Annotated in this window: 16 protein-coding genes; 8 read left to right on the top strand and 8 right to left on the bottom strand. The window is 69.8% G+C overall.

What is annotated here, in order from left to right:
• The first annotated feature begins 158 nt into the window (after window positions 1-158).
• Both FB559_RS44175 and FB559_RS29180 read left to right on the top strand, forming a co-directional pair.
• Complete coding sequence (locus tag FB559_RS44175; protein WP_185792447.1) at window positions 159-332, top strand: hypothetical protein; 174 nt, start codon at window positions 159-161, stop codon at window positions 330-332.
• Window positions 333-897: 565 nt separating this feature from the next.
• Window positions 898-1371: a carboxymuconolactone decarboxylase family protein gene (locus FB559_RS29180; RefSeq protein ID WP_141959609.1), complete on the top strand. Its 474-nt coding sequence runs from the start codon at window positions 898-900 to the stop codon at window positions 1369-1371.
• A 48-nt stretch (window positions 1372-1419) separates the two neighbouring features.
• Here the strand turns inward: FB559_RS29180 and FB559_RS29175 are convergent, their stop codons facing one another.
• The gene (locus FB559_RS29175) at window positions 1420-2868 is read right to left on the bottom strand and encodes a flavin-containing monooxygenase (protein WP_281286302.1); all 1449 of its coding nucleotides are present in this window, start codon (window positions 2866-2868) and stop codon (window positions 1420-1422) included.
• An 81-nt stretch (window positions 2869-2949) separates the two neighbouring features.
• Here FB559_RS29175 and FB559_RS29170 point away from each other — a divergent pair, with 81 nt between their 5' ends.
• The 6 genes from FB559_RS29170 to FB559_RS29145 all read left to right on the top strand — a co-directional run bounded on the left by FB559_RS29170 (window position 2950) and on the right by FB559_RS29145 (window position 9466).
• Complete coding sequence (locus FB559_RS29170; RefSeq protein WP_246122153.1) at window positions 2950-3540, top strand: TetR/AcrR family transcriptional regulator; 591 nt, start codon at window positions 2950-2952, stop codon at window positions 3538-3540.
• A 140-nt stretch (window positions 3541-3680) separates the two neighbouring features.
• Complete coding sequence (locus FB559_RS29165) at window positions 3681-5684, top strand: ABC transporter ATP-binding protein (RefSeq protein WP_342781031.1); 2004 nt, start codon at window positions 3681-3683, stop codon at window positions 5682-5684.
• Between the two features lie 389 nt (window positions 5685-6073).
• Window positions 6074-7003 (top strand): alpha/beta hydrolase, encoded by a 930-nt coding sequence (locus FB559_RS29160; protein WP_185792446.1) that lies wholly within the window; start codon window positions 6074-6076, stop codon window positions 7001-7003.
• A gap of 14 nt (window positions 7004-7017) precedes the next feature.
• On the top strand, window positions 7018-7413 hold the full coding sequence (locus tag FB559_RS29155; protein ID WP_141959605.1) for a hypothetical protein: 396 nt from the start codon (window positions 7018-7020) through the stop codon (window positions 7411-7413).
• Between the two features lie 376 nt (window positions 7414-7789).
• Window positions 7790-8587, top strand: a complete 798-nt coding sequence (locus tag FB559_RS29150; protein WP_141959603.1) for a hypothetical protein — start codon at window positions 7790-7792, stop codon at window positions 8585-8587.
• 33 nt (window positions 8588-8620) lie between these two features.
• Window positions 8621-9466, top strand: a complete 846-nt coding sequence (locus FB559_RS29145; protein WP_141959602.1) for an alpha/beta fold hydrolase — start codon at window positions 8621-8623, stop codon at window positions 9464-9466.
• 331 nt (window positions 9467-9797) lie between these two features.
• On the opposite strand, the gene FB559_RS29140 is transcribed toward FB559_RS29145, so the two are convergent.
• The 7 genes from FB559_RS29140 to FB559_RS29115 are packed head-to-tail and all read right to left on the bottom strand — an operon-like array spanning window position 9798 to window position 13890.
• On the bottom strand, window positions 9798-10409 hold the full coding sequence (locus FB559_RS29140; RefSeq protein WP_141959600.1) for a TrmH family RNA methyltransferase: 612 nt from the start codon (window positions 10407-10409) through the stop codon (window positions 9798-9800).
• A 9-nt stretch (window positions 10410-10418) separates the two neighbouring features.
• Window positions 10419-10529 carry a DUF397 domain-containing protein gene (locus FB559_RS46865; protein ID WP_221640223.1) on the bottom strand — a complete coding sequence of 37 codons (111 nt, stop codon included), beginning with the start codon at window positions 10527-10529 and terminating at the stop codon, window positions 10419-10421.
• On the bottom strand, window positions 10526-10624 hold the full coding sequence (locus tag FB559_RS46860) for a DUF397 domain-containing protein (protein WP_221640222.1): 99 nt from the start codon (window positions 10622-10624) through the stop codon (window positions 10526-10528). Before FB559_RS46860 ends, FB559_RS46865 begins: the two co-directional genes overlap by 4 nt.
• Window positions 10621-10719: a DUF397 domain-containing protein gene (locus tag FB559_RS46855; RefSeq protein ID WP_185792445.1), complete on the bottom strand. Its 99-nt coding sequence runs from the start codon at window positions 10717-10719 to the stop codon at window positions 10621-10623. The genes FB559_RS46860 and FB559_RS46855 overlap by 4 nt, the downstream gene beginning before the upstream one ends.
• Window positions 10716-11507: a helix-turn-helix domain-containing protein gene (locus tag FB559_RS29125; protein WP_141959596.1), complete on the bottom strand. Its 792-nt coding sequence runs from the start codon at window positions 11505-11507 to the stop codon at window positions 10716-10718. The genes FB559_RS46855 and FB559_RS29125 overlap by 4 nt, the downstream gene beginning before the upstream one ends.
• Window positions 11508-11554: 47 nt before the next feature.
• The gene (locus FB559_RS29120; protein ID WP_141959594.1) at window positions 11555-12553 is read right to left on the bottom strand and encodes a cytochrome d ubiquinol oxidase subunit II; all 999 of its coding nucleotides are present in this window, start codon (window positions 12551-12553) and stop codon (window positions 11555-11557) included.
• Entirely contained in the window at window positions 12550-13890 is a 1341-nt protein-coding gene (locus FB559_RS29115) for a cytochrome ubiquinol oxidase subunit I (RefSeq protein WP_246122151.1), read from the bottom strand. Before FB559_RS29115 ends, FB559_RS29120 begins: the two co-directional genes overlap by 4 nt.
• Between the last annotated feature and the right edge of the window lie 45 nt (window positions 13891-13935).

The following is a 13935-nucleotide window of genomic DNA, read 5'->3' as shown; positions in this document are numbered from 1 at the left end:
GGGCGACGTCGTGAGCTCGCCGGGCCCCCGGTGGCGGGCCAATCGGTGTGCCAGGAGCAACAGCCTGGTTCTCGATGATCAGCGCCATCTGGAATAAACGGTGAAATATGGGGGATCCACCGGTCGCACGACACAGCGCCGCCGAAGGAGTGAGTGTGATGGGGTTGTTCGACCGTTTGAAGCGAAGGGGCCGGACGGAGCACAAGCCGACCGGACGGGAGCGCCGTGCCGCCGAGCGGACCGCCCAGGCCGAGGCCAGACTGCGCGAGACCGAAGAGAAGATCCACGAGATCGCGGACGAGACACGGGCCGACCTCCACAGGTCCGGCTGATCTCGGCGCGGCCGACGCCACACGATCCCGGGCACCGCACACCGCCGTCCAAGGGCGCGGCGCCTGGGGCGTGCGATCGTCGGCCATGGGCGAGAAGGTCGCCGGTTCGAGTTCCTCCGGCATGCGCCCGGCTCACAGGCCCCTTGCGATCACGCAACGGGCCTTTTTGCTGCCACGCCTCGAAGCCCGGACAGGCCACCGCGGGATACTGCGTCCCCGCGTGGTCATCCTCTCCCCTAGGGCTACGGCCCGCCCCGGGACCGCAGCCGGCGCCGCACTGCCTCGTGCCCTGCTCCGGGGGACGAGGGAGGCGGCGATCGCGGCGAGCAGTGCGGCGCCGGCCCCGAGCCAGAAGGCCTGGTTGAACGCGCCGCCGGTGGGGATCGGGTGCGTCACGGTGACACTGGCGGCCACGCTCAGCCCGATGCCCACGAAGACCACCCCAGTCACGCGGAGGAGGCGGCGGGCGCCGGGAGACGGGCGTCACATTCGGCCGGTGGCTGTCACATCCGGGCGCGCGTCGCGGTCAAGGAGGTGTAACCGCAGGAACGGCAAGGAGATCACCATGGAAGCCCGTCTCAACTACTTCGGCAGCACCGTCGCGGCGAACTTCGTGAAGTACATCAACTCGGCGGGCAAGGTCGTGACCGACTCGACCCTGCCGGCCGCGACGCAGGAGCTGGTGAAGATCCGCGCCAGCCAGATCAACGGCTGCGCCTACTGCACCGACATGCACACCAAGGACGCCGCGCACGCCGGAGAGACCTCACTGCGGCTCAACCTGGTCGCGGTCTGGCGGGAGGCGAAGGTCTTCACCGAAGCCGAGCGCGCCGCCCTGGAGCTCGCCGAGCAGGGCACCCGCATCGCCGACGCCTCCACTGGAGTCTCCGACGACGCCTGGGCCAACGCCGCCAAGCACTACGACGACGACCAGCTCGCCGCCCTGGTGTCCCTCATCGCCCTCATCAACGCCTACAACCGCATGAACGTCATCGTCCAGCAGCCGGCGGGCGACTACGAGCCCGGTCAGTGGTCGTAGCGACGGCGCAGGCCTGGGTGGGTACGGGCGGCCGTACCCGCCCAAGCGTCAGCGGGACAGGGCGTAGTCGCGGCGCCGGGCACGGCGCGTACGTGCCCAGTACTCGAAGGAGAAGCCGGGCCAGATGGTGCGGTTGACGCCGTGTTCGTCCAGGTACCAGCTCTTGCAGCCGCCCTCGTTCCACACCGCCTTGCGCAGACGGCGGTGGAGGCGGTCGTTGAAGCGGCGTTGCGCCCGGGGGCGTACCTCGATCTCCCCGGCCTTCTCCTCTGACAACAGCCGCAGGCAGCTCAGCACGTGCTGGACCTGAGACTCGATCATGAAGACCACCGAGTTGTGGCCAAGGCCGGTGTTGGGGCCGAGCAGCATGAACAGGTTGGGGAAGCCGGCGATCGTGATCCCGTGGTGGGCCTCGATGCCGTCCGCCCAGGCGTCCTGGATCTTCTGGCCGCCACGGCCGACGATGTGCTGTCCGGCGAGCGCGTCGGTGACCTTGAAGCCGGTGCCGTAGATGATGACGTCGACGTCGTGGGCGGTGCCGTCCGCGGTGACCAGACCGGTCTCGGTGATCTCGGTGATGCCCTCGGTGACCACATCGACGTTGGGCCTGGCCAGCGCCGGATAGTAGTCCGAGGACAGCAGGATGCGCTTGCAGCCGATCGTGTAGTCCGGGGTGACCTTGGCGCGCAGGACGGGGTCGGGCACCTGGCGGGCGATGTGCGCGCGGGCGACCTTCTCCTGCGGGGCCATGAGCCTCGGGTCGATCGTGAAGCCCACCGCCCGGGTCTCCAGCAGCCAGTAGATCGCATTGCGGAAGGCCCGCTGGGCGCCCGGGACGTACCGGAACACTCCTCGCGCCCAGCCGGGCAGGACGAAGTCGGGCTTGGGCTGGACCCACGGCGGAGTGCGCTGGAAGACCCGCAGGCTCGCCGCGTCCCCGGCGATCTTCGGGACGAACTGGACGGCGGACGCGCCGGTGCCGATGACCGCGACCCGCTTTCCGGTCAGGTCGCAGGTCCGGTCCCACTGCGCGGAGTGGAACACGGTCCCCGCGAACCGCTCCGCGCCGGGGATGGCCGGTAGGGAGGGGACGTGCAGCGCCCCCATGCCCGAGACGACCGCCTTGGGAGTCAGCATCGTGCCGTCGGCGAGCACGACGTTCCAGTGACGGGCCTCGTCGTCCCATTCGAGCGCGTCGACCGTGCTGCCGAAGCGGATATGGGAGGCCAGCTCGTACTTGTCGGCACACCGGCGCAGATAGGCCCAGATCTCCTCCTGCGGGGCGAACATCCGCGACCAGTCCGGGTTGAGCTCGTAGGAGAAGGAGTACATGTGGGAGGGCACGTCACAGGCGCAGCCCGGATACCGGTTGTCGCGCCACGTGCCGCCGAGGTCGTCGTCCTTCTCCAGGATGACGAAGTCGTGGTAGCCGGCCTTCTTCAGCTGAATCGCCATGCCCAGGCCGGCGAAGCCCGAGCCGATGATCACGAGTCTCACGGGACCTCCCGTACGTTGCCTACTCCCGGTAGGTTACCCACGGTAAGTTACCGGCGGTAGGTATTGAGATATGGTTCACACGTGAAGACCAAGCGCGTGCGCATGTCCCGCGCCGACCGCGAGCGGCAGATGCTCGACGTCGCCGAGGAGGTCTTCGCCGAGCAGGGGTACGGCGCCGTGTCCATGGAGGAGATCGCCGTACGCGTCGGGGTGTCCAAGCCGATGCTGTACGAGTACTTCGGCTCGAAGGAGGGCCTGTTGCTCTCCACCATCGCGCGGGCGCGGAGTGAGCTCGGCGAGGCCACCGCACGCGCGGTGGGCGAGGCCGAATCGGCCGAGGACAAGCTGTACAGCGGCTATCTGGCCTACTTCCGCTTCAACGAGGCGCACCGCCGGTCCTGGCTGGTGCTGCTCCAGGAGCCGGTCCTCGGCGGCGCCGCCGGAGAGATCGAGGCGATCCGGCGGCAGCAGACCGACCTGATCATCTCCCAGATGGAGCCGCTCGCCCCGGACCGGCCACGCCGCGCGCTGGAGGCGTACGCCGAGATCATCGTCGGCGCCTGCGAACGCCTGGCGCTCTGGCGTACGCGCAACCCGGACGTCACCGTCGAGGACGCGGCGCGGCACATGATGGACCTCACCTGGAACGGCCTGGCCCCGCCGAACGGCTGAATGCGATCACGCCGTACGCGGTCGTGGCAAATGTCCGGCTACTCCAAGTTGTCTCATGATCGCGATATGTTCTCTTCGCCGACGGGGAATGACTCAGCCATGGTGATCGACGCGTACCTCCTCATCGACGTCACGTGACGATGCGCCGCCGGCGGCCGGTGGGCCGGCCGCCCGGCCGTCCGCGACGCCTCGACCCGGACCGGGACGGTCCGGGACGTCCGCGGGTCGAACGCGCGACGCGGCGTCTCTTCCTGAAGCGGACCGGCCTTCCCGATCCGGCCGAGCACGCGGCGGAGATGAACCTCCCGCCCTGGCAGACCCACCTGGCGGCGCTGGCGTCGGCCGGCCTGGCGGGCATGACTCGCCGCCTTCCCACCCTGATCTGCGCGGCCGCCCGGCTGGCGTGGCGTGCCAGTCCCGCCGACACGCTCGTGACCGTGATCCTGCATCTGCTCGCGGGCGTCTTCACCGCGTACGGCCTGCTCGCGACGACCGGAGTGCTGCGCGCGCTGTTCGCCGGGGGCGCGACTCCGGACCGCGTACGCGCGGCGCTCCCGTCCCTCGCCCTGGTGGCGGGTGCCACGGCACTGCGCGCCGGGCTGCAGGCCGGCGCGGGCTGGGCGCAGGCGCGGCTGAAGCCACGGGTCGACCATCTCGTGGAGAAACGCCTGTTCGACCTGACCACGCGGGTCGAGCTGCCCTGCTTCGACGACACCGAGTTCCACGACTCGATGCACCGGGCACGCGACCGCGGCCTGATGGAGGCGGCGCCGGTGGTCGAGGCGACGATCGACATCCTCACCGGGGTGATCGGGCTGGTGGCGGCCGCCGGCGCGCTCGGAGTGCTGCATCCCGTGCTGCTGCCGCTGCTGCTGATCACCGCGATCCCCGACGGCTGGGCCGCGGCGCGAGCGGCGCGGATGCGCTACCTCGCGATCTTCGTGCTGTCGGCGGTACGCCGGCGCAAGTGGATCCTCGCCGACCTCATGGCCGACCGTGACTCGGCGGCCGAGATCCGCGCGTTCACCATGCGCCCTTTCCTCGCCCGCGAGCACGACCGGCTCGCGGTACGCGAACGCGACATCCACGTGGACCTGGCCCGGCGCCAGACGGTCGTGCGGATCCTCGGCGACATGGCGGGCGGCGTCGCCACCGCCGCGGTCTACGTCGCGCTCGGCGTCCTGCTGGCCATCGGAGCCGTACCCCTCGCGGTGGCGGGCACCGCCGTGCTGGCGATCCGTACCGGGCAGTCGTCCCTGGCCAGCCTGCTGTTCGCGGTCAACCGGTGCTATGAGTCCGGGCTGTACTTCTCCGACTACCTGGACTTCTGCCGGGACGCCGAACACCGCATCCCGGAGACGCGCGACCGTCCGGTGCCGGACGGCTTCGACGTGATCACCGCACGGAACGTCGGCTTCACCTATCCGGGCGCCGACCGGCCCGCGCTGCACGACGTGTCCGTGGAGATCCACGCCGGTCAGGTCGTCGCGCTGGTCGGCGAGAACGGCTCCGGCAAGACCACCCTCGCCAAGATCCTCGCCGGCCTCTACGCCCCGGACGAGGGCGAGGTGCACTGGGACGGCACCCACCTGGGGGACGTCGACCTCGACCGGCTGCGGCAGAACGTCGCGATGATCCCCCAGCACTACACGCACTGGCCGATGACGGCGCGGCACAACATCGCCATGGGCCGGGAGCCACACGAGGAGCCGATCGCCGAGGCCGCCGCCGCGTCGGGGGCCGACGACGTGATCGCGGCCCTGCCGTACGGGTACGACACCCTGCTGGACCGGCGGTTCAAGGACGGCCACGAGCTGTCGGGCGGCCAGTGGCAGCGCATCGCGGTGGCGCGCGGCTTCTACCGTGACGCGGCGCTGCTGATCTGCGACGAGCCCACCGCCGCGCTCGACGCCCGCGCCGAACACGCCCTGTTCGAACGCATCCGGGCACACGCCGACGGGCGTACGGTCCTGCTCATCACCCACCGGCTCGCCAGCGTCCGCCACGCCGACCAGGTGTACGTCCTGGACCGCGGACGGCTGGTCGAACAGGGCCCGCCGGCGGAGCTCCTCGCGGCGGGCGGCGTCTTCGGCGAGTTGTACGGCCTCCAGGCCCGCGCGTACCGCCTCGACTCCCGCGGCTGATCTGCCGGCCGGAGAGCCAATGCGGGACCGGATTCGCCACCGCCGGGACTGAGCCGCATCCGAACCGGTGCGCACGCCGACGACCCGGAGAGCCCGGAGACCGTCCTCACTCCAGCCCCTGATGCGAAAAGATCATGGGACCTCAGAACCGTTGGCTTCTCCCCTGGAGGCCTCGATTACCTACCCCTGCCGATCGGGGGCGTGACAGAAGGAGGGCCCCGGTGAGCTGCAAGAGCAGAGCCGCCGCCGAGGTTACGGAACGTCTGCTGGGTATTTTCGCCAAATCGAAACCCTTTCTGCGCGGAACACCCCGCACAGGTGTCGAGAAGGCCGAGGCCCCCTTCGCCCGGGGCCTTGAGAGTTCGCCGGCGCTCGACGGTGCGCCCGCGGTGACCAAGGACCAGGTGAACCGGTCCTTGCTCGCGGAGGGAAAGACGCGGTTGACCGCAGAGCGCGATCGGCTCGTCGCGGAGCGGCGATGGCACGACGGAGGGGCGAGGACGAGCCGGATCAACATGCTGAACGACAAGCTGGCGGGCGTGAACGCCATCGAGGAGCGGCTCGCGAAGCCGCCGAGCCTCGCGCACCCCCGTCCGTACCTGCTGTCGTTCAGTACGGAGGGCACCGGACGTGTGATCATCTCGGTGGGCGACCCGGACACCGCCGCCAACGTGGTGACCTTCGTACCGGGCACCTTCTCCCGGCTCGGCCGTCAGGGCAGGGCCATCAAGAAGATCGACGCGATCGCGCTCTCGGCGGCGAAGGCCGGTTCGCCCTCGACCGCCGTGATCAACTGGGCGGACTATCGCGCCCCGCAGTCACTGGTTCCGGAGGCGCTGCACACCCGGTACGCGGACGGGGCCAAGGCCGATCTCGGCCGGTTCCTGGACGACCTGCGGACCACGCACGAGGGACCGCCGTCGCACAACACCGTGGTGGGATACAGCTACGGTTCGCTCGTCGCGGGGGTCACGGCGAGAGACGTCGGGCTGAACGTCGACGACGTGGTGTTCGTCGCGAGTCCGGGAGTCGGCGTCGAGCACGCCGGCGCACTGCACCTGACGGGGGTGGCCGCCGACGACGTCGGCGCGCACGTCCACACGGTGATCGTGCGGAACGACCCTGTGGCCGGGCTGCGGATCTTCGGCCCCCAGCCGGCCGATCCGGCGTTCGGCGGTAGGGCGTACGAGTCGGAGTTCGTCTCCCCGGATCCCTGGAGACCGACCGATCCGGGCAGGGCGCACGCCTCGTACTTCGCGCCCGGCAGCATCACGCTGGTCAACATCGGCCGGATCGCGGCCGGCCTGCCGGGCTTTTGAAAGGGTGTGACATCGTGAACCTGGAGCAGGCCACCCGCCACGTCGAGGACAACCTCCGTTCGGCCCTCACGTGCCTTCCCGCGCGGGTGCGGGCCGAGCGTGTCGCGTGTGGCCCGGTGCCCTGCGACGAGTCCGCCGACGACGAGCCGGTGGAGCGGTTCGTCGCCTCGGTCGACTACCGCATCCACGACGTGCCACCGGAGGAGTACGGCCGTTGCCTCGACGCCCTGCTGGCGTGGTGGTCCGGCAACGGGTTCGTCGTGCTGACCGACGCCCGGCCGCGGGGGCTGTACGTGTGGGTGCGGCACGCGGTGGACGGTTTCCAGATGGCCGCGCAGGCCAACGACCGCGGGGAGCTCTACCTCACCTCGACCTCCCCCTGCGTCCGGTCCGGTGGGGAACCGGCCTGAGCGGCCGCTTCCTCCCACGACGCCCGCCGCGCGGGATCGAGGTGCGCCGGCCTGGTCGACTCCGTCGGCGTGTCCGGCACGGCGGCGAACCACCGCGTCACTCAAGCCGCCCGCACATGAAATGGGTCAATGCCGAGTTCTCACGCCCGTTGTTCGCCACCTGACGGCCGCCGGCCCTGCGGCCTTCGGATCTCGCTCTTTCCCCTGTGCTGAAATCCGGGCCCTGGGTTCGGGGATTGTGAAAAGGCCGCGCGACCACGAGGCTCGATGACGACCCAGCGTGAAAGTCAGAGGGGAAACACGCGTGGACGATGTCTGTCATTCCTTAGTCGCACATCCGGACAATTCCAACTGGACCATCGTGACGGCGGCTCCGGTGACGTCACAGGTCATCGGCGTCTTCGCCGCCGTCGTCTTCACGGGGGTGATCCTGCTCTTCCAGCAGGCGCCGCCTTCGGAGGACTCCGATCACTATCGCTACTCCTCGCGGGCGCTGGTGACGATGCTGTGCTCGTTCGTCTCGCTGTCGCTCGCCTCGTTCCTGTTCTCCGTCGTCAGCGGAGAGGAGCTCTGCGGAAGGGCGTTCGCCGAGGGGGCGGCCGCGGGGGCTCTGTTCGGAATCGGCGCCACCGGGATGTTCCTGAGCATCTGCTGGCTGTTCGCGGCGCACCGCATCGGGGGCCACACCGTGATCTGGGTGAAGCTGCTGATGGTCGTCGAGATGCTGGCCGCGTGGACGTTCATCGCCCTGACGGTGTTCGACGCGGTACAGGCGATCGAGCTCACGCCGCAGAACCCGGTCACCTCGGGGCTGGTGTGGTGGGGCACGGCACCGGCACTGTCACCACTGCTGATCTTCGTGGCGATGCGCCGCCTGCCGCGGCTGCGCGCTGCGATCGAGCGCAGGTCGGCCAGGATGTTCGAAATGGCGACCGGCTTCTCGATCTTCTGTATCGTTCTCGCCATTGCCTACGTCACTCTGATCACGATCTACACTTCCCGGGACACTTTTCCGATCGTCATACGGGTGGGGATCACAGGAACGGTGGCGGTGGCGCTCTCGCTGTACTTCGTCAATATGATGACCATTCGGCGCGTCGAGGCACCGGCGAAAGACCGGCTGGTCCGTACGCGGGAGAGCCTGCTTCACCTGCTGGACCTCAATGGCCGTTGAGACCGGCGGCGGCGCGCCATCAAAGGAGGCGGCATGGAGGTCACCGAGACCGATCTGGACGCGGGCGGCGGTCGCCGGCTGCACGTCTACGACACCGGGCCGCCGGATCGTCTCGCCGTCTTCTGGCACCACGGGACTCCCAACATCGGCGCGCCTCCACGGCCCCTGTTCCCGGCCGCCGAACGCCTCGGCATCCGCTGGGTGTCCTACGACCGGCCCGGGTACGGCGGCTCGACCGCCCGTACGGGCCGGGACCTGGCCTCGGCGGCCGCCGACACGGCCCTCGTGGCCGACGCTCTGGGGATCGGCCGGTTCGCGGTCATGGGTCATTCGGGCGGCGGATCTCACGCCCTGGCCTGTGGCGCGCTGCTGCCTCAGCGGGTCCTCGGTGTGGTCAGTGCGGCCGGGCCGGCGCCGTTCGGCGCCGAGGGGCTCGACTGGCACGCGGGCATGGGAGCCTCCAGCGTGGCCTCCCTGAGCGCCGCCGCCGAGGGGCGCGCGGCGAAAGAACGCTACGAGGCGAGTGCGGAGTACGACCCGGAGATGTTCACCCCGGCCGATCACGCCGCGCTGGCGGGCGAATGGTCCTGGTTCGGCGACGTCGTCGGCCCGGCCCTGGCGGGTGGTCCGGCCGGGCTGATAGACGACGACCTGGCCTACGTCGCGCCGTGGGGGTACGACCCCGCGCAGGTCGCGGCGCCGGTCCTTTTCCTGCACGGCGAACGGGACCGGGTGATCCCCGGCTCACACGGCCGCTGGAACGCGAGCCGCTGCCCCCTGGCCGAACTCCGGCTGAGCCCCGAGGACGGGCACATCTCGATCCTGCGATCGGGCACGGCCGCCCTGGAGTGGATCCGCGACCGCGCCGCCCACGATTAGGCGCACCGCCCCGTGACCTCGCTCGACTTGGTACTGAGCGGCCGCGCTCGGACACGGCCACCCCGGAATGGCTCCGCGACCATGCCACCCACGATCAGGCGTACCGCCCCGTGACCTCGGCCGACTTGGTACTGAGCAGCCACGCTCCGGCACGGCCACCCCGGGATGGCTCCGCGACCGCGCCGCCCACGATTAGGCGTACCGCCCGGAGACGCCGGTCGACTTGGTACTGAACGATCTGCCGTTGGTGGCGATGTGGGGCGGTGGGTGACCGTGGTTGCGACGCGCCGCCTGGACACGCTCACCACGAACCCCATCCGGCGGACACGCTCTAGGCGTACCGGCGTACCCACTCGTACATCGCCACTCCGCTGGCGACGCCGGCGTTGATGGAGCGGGTCGAGCCGTACTGCGGGATGTGCAGGACGACGTCGGCTGCGGCGCGGCCCTCCTCCGACAGGCCGGGTCCCTCCTGGCCGAACAGCATCAGGCAGGCGCGCGGGAGGTCGGCGGTCTGGATCGGGCGCGAGCCCGGCAGGTTGTCGATGCCGACGACGGGCAGGTCGCGCTCGCGGCACCACTTCACCAGGTCGGTCGTCTCCGGGTGGTGGCGTACGTGCTGGTAGCGGTCGGTGACCATGGCGCCGCGGCGGTTCCAGCGGCGGCGGCCCACGATGTGCACCTCGGCGGCCAGGAACGCGTTCGCGTTGCGGACGACCGCGCCGATGTTGAAGTCGTGCTGCCAGTTCTCGATCGCGACGTGGAACGGATGCCGGCGCGCGTCCAGGTCAGCGACGACCGCCTCGTTGCTCCAGTAGCGGTACTCGTCGACGACGTTGCGCCGGTCGCCGTCCTCGAGCAGCACCGGGTCGAGGCGCGGGTCGTCCGGCCAGGGACGCGGATGCGGGCCCACACCGGGCTGCTCCTCGACATCAGAGCTCATGCGACGAGCCTATGCGCAGCCCGCGTCCGCCCCGTCCTCACCACGTTCGACGACCGCCAGCTCCACACAGTTACCGCCATTGGCACCCGACCGAGACGATTTCCGCCACGGCCCGGTCATTTGCCTCGCGATACCTCGCGTACGACGACCGCGAGCTCCACGCAGTCGCCACCGTTGGCGCTTGACCAGGAGGACTTCCGCCACGGCTCGATCATTCGCCTGTCGTTTCCTCACGTTCGATGACCGCGAGTTCCACGCAGTCACCTCCGTTGGCGCCCGTCCAGGTCGACTTCCGCCACGGTTCGATCATTTCCATTCCTCCGCCGCCCTTCGAATGAGGTTGATCGACTCTTGTTGATTAATAGCGTCGGCTCTGAAGACATCGAAGAATCGCCGTAGCCGGGCCACCCCGGCAGCGCCCTCGATGGTATCCCCGTCCAACTGGTTGTCGATATAGCCGATTTCGTCCCCGTCGAAGCTCGCGATCACGAATCCACCGATGAATCCGGCGCACGCCTTGGAGTCGGCTGGGACTACCTGGACGACGACGTTCTCACGCTCGGTCATCTCCGCCAGGCGCACTAACTGGTCATTCATGACTTTGTCGTTGCTGACCCGATGACGGAGGATTGCTTCGGCGATGAGCGCTACGAACATCGGGGGGTCCTCTTTGATGAGGACCTGCTGCCGATCCAGCCTCGTGGCCAGCGCCTCCTCCAGGTCGATGTCCAGGTGGGCGGCTTCCAGGACCGCGCGGGCATAGTCGGGAGTCTGGAGCAGTCCAGGGACCAGACACGGCTGGAACGACCATAGCGACGTGGCCTGGCGTTCGACCTGGGGCCACTTACCGAACCATTCCGGGGACACCTCGTTGGTCACCAGGTCACCGATGACGCGGGTGATCATGTCCGGGAGGTCCAGCACTTCCTTGAGCCTCGGATGGTGCTGCTCCCCCGGCACGATCCGGCCGCGCTCCCAGGCCGCGATGAGTGACTCGGAGACGAATATCTCGTCCGCGAGTTTCACGCGGCTCAGCTTCTTCATTTCGCGCGCTTGGCGGAGCTCGTTGGCCACGAACGTGCGCGCCGTCATGTTCATGAGAACAGCCTAGTTACAGAGTGCGACGGTTCGTGTACGGAATGCTGTCATCGCGGCACCGGCCTCTGAAAAAGGGAGTACAGCCACAGCAGCGACGGCACGAGCACGATCATCCCGGCGATGACCACCCCCAGCGTCGCGTGCAGCACCGACGGCGAGGCCGCCGCGCGCTCGATCGTGACGTCGGGTGGCAGCAGCATCGGGTACTGCGCGAGCGCCCACCCCCACAGCACGGCAGCGACGGCGAGCGCGGCGGTGACGCGCGTCAGGGCGTACCGGCGGGTGATCAGCAGCGCGAGGGAGGCGAGCCCGGCCACGGCGGAGATGACGACGACGGGCAGGGCACGCCCGGTCAGCCCCGAGTAGAGGCGCGGCGCGTCGTCACGCAGGATGAGGATGCCGCCCAGCATGATGGCTCCGGTGACCGCGGCGGTGACCAGGGCACGGCGCCGGAACGCCTCGGCGAGGCCCGCCTCGCCGCTGCGGCGTGCGTCGCCGGTGAGGAAGACGGCCGCCAGGTAGGCCGTGCTCCCGATGGCGAGCAGACCGGCCAGCACCGAGGTGGGGTTCCACCAGCTGGTGAGGAGGTCACCTGCGGCGAGGCCCGGAGGTACGCGTCCGGAGGCCACGCCGCCGGCCACCGTGCCGAGGAAGAACGGCGTCAGCACCGACGACAGTGCGAATCCCCCGCCGAACAGGCGTTGCTGCCACAGCTCCGTGCTGGCCTTGCGGAAGGCGAACGCCGCCCCGCGGGCGATGATGCCGAGGGCGACGAGGGTCAGCGGGATGTACAGCGTCGAGGCGACGGCCGCGAAGACCGTGGGAAAGCAGGTCCAGAACAGCACGATGACGAAGATGAGCCAGACGTGGTTCGCCTCCCACACCGGCCCGATGGAACTCTCGATGAGCCGGCGCTGGGAGTGACCGCGGCGGGCGTCGCCCGCCAGCATGTCCCAGAACCCGCCGCCGAAGTCGGCCCCGCCGAGCAGCGCGTACAGGGTCACCCCGGCCCAGCCGAGGACCAGTAGCCACTGCGCGGCGGTCACGACTCCGCCTCCTGCGGGGCGCCGACCGGGCCGGTTCGAAGCCGGTTCAGCACGTACACGGTCGCGACCGTGAGCACCACATAGACGAGGAGCACCGCGACGAGCCCGGCCCACAGGCCGGGGGCCGGGTTGACCGCGTCGGCGGTGCGCTGGTGCCGCCAGACGATCCAGGGCTGGCGCCCGACCTCGGTGGTGACCCAGCCCATCTCGAGCGCGACGACCGACGCGATGCCCGCGACCGCGGCGAACCGGAGGAACCAGCGCGAACGCGGCAGGTCACGCCGGCGCCACCACGACAGGGCGAACCAGGCGCCGAGCACCAGCAGCCCGAACCCGATCGCGACCATCGACTGGAAGCCCAGGTGCACCGGGTTGATCGGTGGCCGGTCGGCGGGCGGTACGTCGTCCAGGCCCTGGACGACCGTGCCCGGCCGGTAGCCGACGAGGAGGGACAGGCCGTCGGGGACGCGCAGGGCGTACCGCATCCGCCCGTCGAGGTACACGCCACCGACCGAGATGGGGACGTGCGAGCCGGTGTGGTTCAGGCCCTCGATGGCGGCGAGCTTGGGCGGCTGGTGTGAGGCGAGCATCCGCGCGAGGCTGTCGCCCACGACGATCTGGAAGGGCGTGACGACGGCCGCGGTGACGAACGGCACCAGGAAGCCCAGCCGGTGGTAGCGGTCGCGGCGGCCTCGCAGCATCCCTGCCGCGTACACGCTCGCGACGCCGAAACCGGCCACCATGAAGGCCGCCAGGATCATGTGCAGCGTCTCCATCGGCATGGCCGGGTTGAACATCGCCGCCCACGGCCGTACGCGGGTGACGGTGCCGTTCACCAGGTCGAAGCCGCGCGGCTGGTTCATCCAGGAGTTCGCCGAAACGACGAAGAAGGCCGAGGCGACACCGGCGACGCACACCGGCAGCCCGGTGAGGACGTGCCGCCGGGGCGGCAGCCGGTCCCAGGCGTACAGGTAGATGCCCAGGAAGACCGCCTCGATGAAGAACGCGAACCCCTCCAGGGCGAACGGCAGCCCGATCACCTGCCCGTAGACCGACATCAGTCCGGGCCACAGCACGCCCATCTCGAAGGACAGGATCGTGCCCGAGACCGCGCCGACCGCGAACAGCACTCCCATCACCTTCGCCCAGCGGTGCGCCAAGCGAATGTAGTCGTCGTTGCCCGTACGCAGGCCGCGCCATTCGGCGAAGACGGTCAACGCGGGCATTCCAACGCCGAAACAGGCCAGGATGATGTGCCAGCCGAGGGACAGCGCCATCTGCTCGCGCGCCGCGAACAGGTCTGCGGGCGTCGCGGCGGCGGCGAGAAGGTGCGGCACGCATCGGCTCCTTCCGGCGATGAGCTCATGCCCGTGATACCCAGG

It is taken from the genome of Actinoallomurus bryophytorum (genome assembly GCF_006716425.1).
Classification (GTDB): domain Bacteria; phylum Actinomycetota; class Actinomycetes; order Streptosporangiales; family Streptosporangiaceae; genus Actinoallomurus; species Actinoallomurus bryophytorum.
The sequence above is the reverse complement of the archived record's forward strand: the minus strand, read 5'-3'. Positions and strand labels throughout refer to the sequence as shown.